A 4096-nucleotide genomic window follows, 5' to 3' on the forward strand; every position below is an offset into this window, starting at 1 on the left:
GCTCAAGGTCGGCAGCAATACGGTAGCGTTCGCTATGACCTCGGTGAGCAGCGGCGGCGGCGCCATGTACGATACTATTAAGCTGGAAGTGGGACCGCAGGTGACTGGCGGCGGCAGCGCGACGGCGACTCCCACTCCTCCACCGGTGGTCACGCAGACCCCTTCTCCTACGCCGACAGCTACAACCGGCGCGGCTTGCCGTGTGACCTATAGCGTTACCAGCCAGTGGCCCGGCGGTTTCACGGCCAGTATTACCCTGACGAATAGCGGAACAACTACCATCAATGGCTGGACGCTGACCTTTGCCTTCAGCGCCGGCCAGACAATTACCCAGGGCTGGAATGCTACGTTCAGCCAACAGGGAAGTCAGGTCAGCGCTAGTAGCTTGAGTTATAATGCAGTGCTCAGTCCAGGTGCCTCGAGCACCCTGGGCTTCAATGGCACATGGACAACGAGCAATCCCGCACCAACTTCCTTTACGCTGAACGGTCAAAGCTGCACTCTGGCCTGAAAAAAGGCTTTTCCCCTCCTCTTTTGTCTGGACCCAGGCGCTCGCGGTCAATCTCCGACCACGGGCGCCTCTCCCTGGCTGCTGGTTGACCTCGCGCAACGCCACTGATGGCAAGGCCTGGCAGGCTCTTCATGGCCGGCCACCTGTTTTCTCTCTCAAGGCCTCCTTTGCTAGCCTTTTCGTTTATCACTGCAATGCTTAACCGGTCTTCTCCGTTACTGCGGGTAAAACGATCACAGACCGGCTTTGAAGAGCCGAGGTTTAGTCTATGCTCACATACCAAGAGGCACAGCAGCTACAGATGCTCATTCAACAGGAAGCGCCCCAGGTGGAGGTGCGCATCTTGTCTGAGGTAGGGCAACCTGACTACTATTATCTCGCCATCTACTTGCATGGCCAGCCGCGCTTTGTCGTTCGCTCCCTGGATCAGTGGCATCAGCGTAAGAGAACGCTCAAATTGTGAAGAGCAGCTCGGTGAGCGAGTGAAGGCGGGTGCAGACAGGGTGCAGACAGGTGGGTGGTCCTGGCTCGTTGTTGTGGTCGATAGGGGGAGTACGGTACTCGCACTGGTCAATAGGGACAGACCGGGGAAGAGGCTCTCTGCTCGTCGTGAGATGGGTAGCCACCGGACAGGCAGGCAAGCAGATAGAGCAAGCAGCCCCTTGGTGATACGGCTGCTAGAAAGCGGGCGTGCGCTATAATTTCAGCATAGGAGCAAATTCCACCAATGGAGGTATGCAGGCATGAGCGCTGATTCCGCGCCTGCAGCGATGAAGGCTTATCGCAGCCGTGTAGGGCTGGTAGCAGATTCGCCGCAATTCCCCGGAGCATGGAACGAGATTGTCGAGAAAGTCAAGATTGCTGATGAGCTGGGCTTTGATTCTGTCTGGCTGGGCGAGTCCTGGGGCTACGAGCTATTTACCTCGTTAGCCGATCTGGCGCGCGCGACCAGGCGCATCAAGCTCGGCGCCGGCATTGCCAATATCTACTCACGTACCCCGGCGCTGATCGCCAGCACTGTGGCCACTTTAGATGAACGGTCCGGGGGGCGTATGATCCTCGGTCTCGGCCCCTCGGGTGCCAATGTCATCGAGCATTGGCATGGCGTCCCCTTCGAAAAGCCTCTGCAGCGCACACGCGAGTATGTTGAGATCATCAGGATGATTCTGCGCCATGAGAAGCTGATCTATCATGGTCAGTTCTTTAAGCTGGAGCGGGGCTTTAAGCTGCGCTTTACGCCGCTGCGCGCGGATGTGCCGATCTATATCGCGGCCATGGGGCCAAAGAACGTGATCCAAACTGGGGAGATCGCCGATGGGGTGCTACCGGTCTATTGGCCTGGCCATAAGTGGCAGGAGCTGCGCCAGCAGCTTGATGAGGGGGCCCAACGCGCTGGACGTCCGCCCCATAGCGCTCTAATCGCTCCCTATATCACGAGCGTGATTCTGCCTGAGAACGCCGATGAGCAGATGCGCCAGGCTGCCCGCTATCGGGCCGCGGCTCCGTTAGCCTACTACATTGGGAAAATGGGAGTCTACTACGCGGAGATGCTGACTCGCCACGGCTATGGGAGCCAGGTGCAGGCCGTCATCGAGGGCTGGAAGCAAGGGATGAAGAGCGCCATCGAGGCGGTCGATCCCGAGATGCTCGACGCTGTCACCATCGTAGGAACTCCGCGCGAGATCGTGGCCAAGCTCGACGTGTGGGCAGAGCGCGGCGTGGATCAGCCATTGCTGAGTATGCCAGAAGGCTCGGTGGATGAGGCCGGCCAGCTCCTGAGCGCATTGATGGAAGCCCTGCGCTCCTGATTGATCCGCCGACAAGTGGAGGAGGGCCAGGCCAGGAATATCAGGCTCGCACTGTTTTTCTGCTGTTATGCTCCTGGCCTGGCTCTGTGGATGCTCTGACTCCTTAGATCAGCCATCGAGGCTAGCGGCTGGCCAGGCCAAGATCGCTGCCGCTCTGACGACGGGCGAAAGCTTCGGCATGCTCCAGGCGCCTTTTGATGGAAGGGTGATCATGAAAGAGGATTTCGACCAGGGGCGCCGGTTCAGCCTCGGCCAGATTCTGGTTGGCCAGACGTGTCATCATGCTTCGAAAGGCTTCGCTCTTGCCCGTGGTCAGGAGCGCATACTCATCAGCTTGGTACTCCAGATAGCGGCTGACTGCGTTACCCAACGGCATGCAGATTAGTCCGACAATGGCGCTGACCAGGGCGATCAGTGGGAGCGTGGCCGGATCAGCCAGACCGTGATAGCCGAGCTGCGGCGTGGCCAGCCCGTGGAGGGTGAGGTTAATCAGATAGAGAGCGAGGAGGGTCAAGAGAGACTGGCTGGCGATCAGCTTCCAGATGTCGCCGTGGACGTGGTGGCCAAGCTCATGCGCTAGCACTACCTCGATTTCATCTGGCGTGTACTGATTGAGGAGGGTATCGCCAATGACGATACGGCGCGTGTTGCCCAGGCCCATCAGTGCCGCATTAGCAGCGGTGGTCTTGCTGCTCATGTGCATGGTAAAGACGCCGCGTACACGCGTGCGGGCACGCTCGGCCAGGGCCAGCAGGCGCGTTTTGAGTTCTCCATCAGGCAGGGGCGTGAAGCGATAGAAGAGTGGCAGGATCAAGACCGGCGCCAGATTGGCCAGCACTACTGAGAAGAAGAGCATGACGAGCGCAACCCAAAGCCACCAGGTCAGTGGTTGTGTAGCCAGCAGGAGATAGATGAGTTCCAGGGCTGCCAGCTCCAGGATCACGCTCAGCAGCAAGCCCTTGCCAAGGTCGCTGAGCCAGGCTGCGAGCGTCTGCACGGAGAGGCCATAGCGTCGCGGTAAAATGTAGCCCCGATAGAGGGTCAGTGGCGCGCTGACCAGTTCATAGGTCAGCAGCAGCACCAGGAAGTAGCCGGCCACCTGCAGCGGGTACCAGCCCGCCAGCGGTTGCCAGGCCAGCGGCTGCAGGAGATCGCGCAGCCAGAGATCAAGTCGGAAGAGAAAGAGGATCACCAGGCCAGCCGCGGCAATAGCCAGACCTAGCAGCCAGAGACGCCGACGAATGCGCGCATATTCGCGCGCTTGTTGCTGGCGTTGTGGATCAAGCTGGGCTTCTGTCTCAGACGTTTTCTCTGGCCTTTGATCCTCGTTCAATTGGTCTGCTCGCTCGTACCGCTCTTGTTGCATAAAAGCCACCATCCTCCAGACGATCATGAACAGCAGTGCTTGCGACCGCTGTTTGCGTTCCAGCTCAGGTGGTTTTATCTTAACGCACGAGCTGTCGTCATGGCAAGTTGGTGCTGTCTTTCTGTTCTTGCTGCTGCTGATGCAGGAAAAGGTCAGCCAGAGCCAGGCGGCTCACTAACGAAGGATACGTACGGCTACCAAGCCACGGCACTCGAGGCCTCCAAGCCAGAGAGGAGCTGAAATTCGTCAGGCGAATCATGGCGTTTCGGTACGCTCGCAGATTGCCAGTCTGCTGTAGGGCAAAGCTGTCCGCACGCACCTCCTGACGACGGATGAAGGGAGTGAGAAGGATTCTTGTGGCATACCACAACAGGGAAAAAACTGCCACAGTAGTATAAATGTATTGTATAT

Annotated in this window: 5 protein-coding genes; 3 read left to right on the forward strand and 2 right to left on the reverse strand. The window is 58.6% G+C overall.

From position 1 onward, the window contains the following. From IRZ24_RS17565 to IRZ24_RS17575, 3 genes are all read left to right on the forward strand, one after another. The coding region (locus tag IRZ24_RS17565; protein ID WP_297167098.1) for a cellulose-binding domain-containing protein at positions 1-511 on the forward strand (511 nt) is incomplete at its 5' end. Between the two features lie 268 nt (positions 512-779). Further along, complete coding sequence (locus tag IRZ24_RS17570) at positions 780-974, forward strand: hypothetical protein (RefSeq protein WP_297167101.1); 195 nt, start codon at positions 780-782, stop codon at positions 972-974. A gap of 280 nt (positions 975-1254) precedes the next feature. Further along, positions 1255-2319, forward strand: a complete 1065-nt coding sequence (locus IRZ24_RS17575; protein WP_297167104.1) for an LLM class flavin-dependent oxidoreductase — start codon at positions 1255-1257, stop codon at positions 2317-2319. A 121-nt stretch (positions 2320-2440) separates the two neighbouring features. Here the strand turns inward: IRZ24_RS17575 and IRZ24_RS17580 are convergent, their stop codons facing one another. After that, a complete protein-coding gene (locus IRZ24_RS17580; RefSeq protein ID WP_297167106.1) occupies positions 2441-3685 on the reverse strand; it encodes a M48 family metallopeptidase in 1245 nt (414 codons plus the stop codon). A 97-nt stretch (positions 3686-3782) separates the two neighbouring features. Next, a partial coding sequence (locus IRZ24_RS17585) for a M48 family metalloprotease (protein ID WP_297167107.1) occupies positions 3783-4096 on the reverse strand: 314 nt, incomplete at its 5' end.

It is taken from the genome of Thermogemmatispora sp., assembly GCF_019683755.1.
GTDB lineage: Bacteria > Chloroflexota > Ktedonobacteria > Ktedonobacterales > Ktedonobacteraceae > Thermogemmatispora.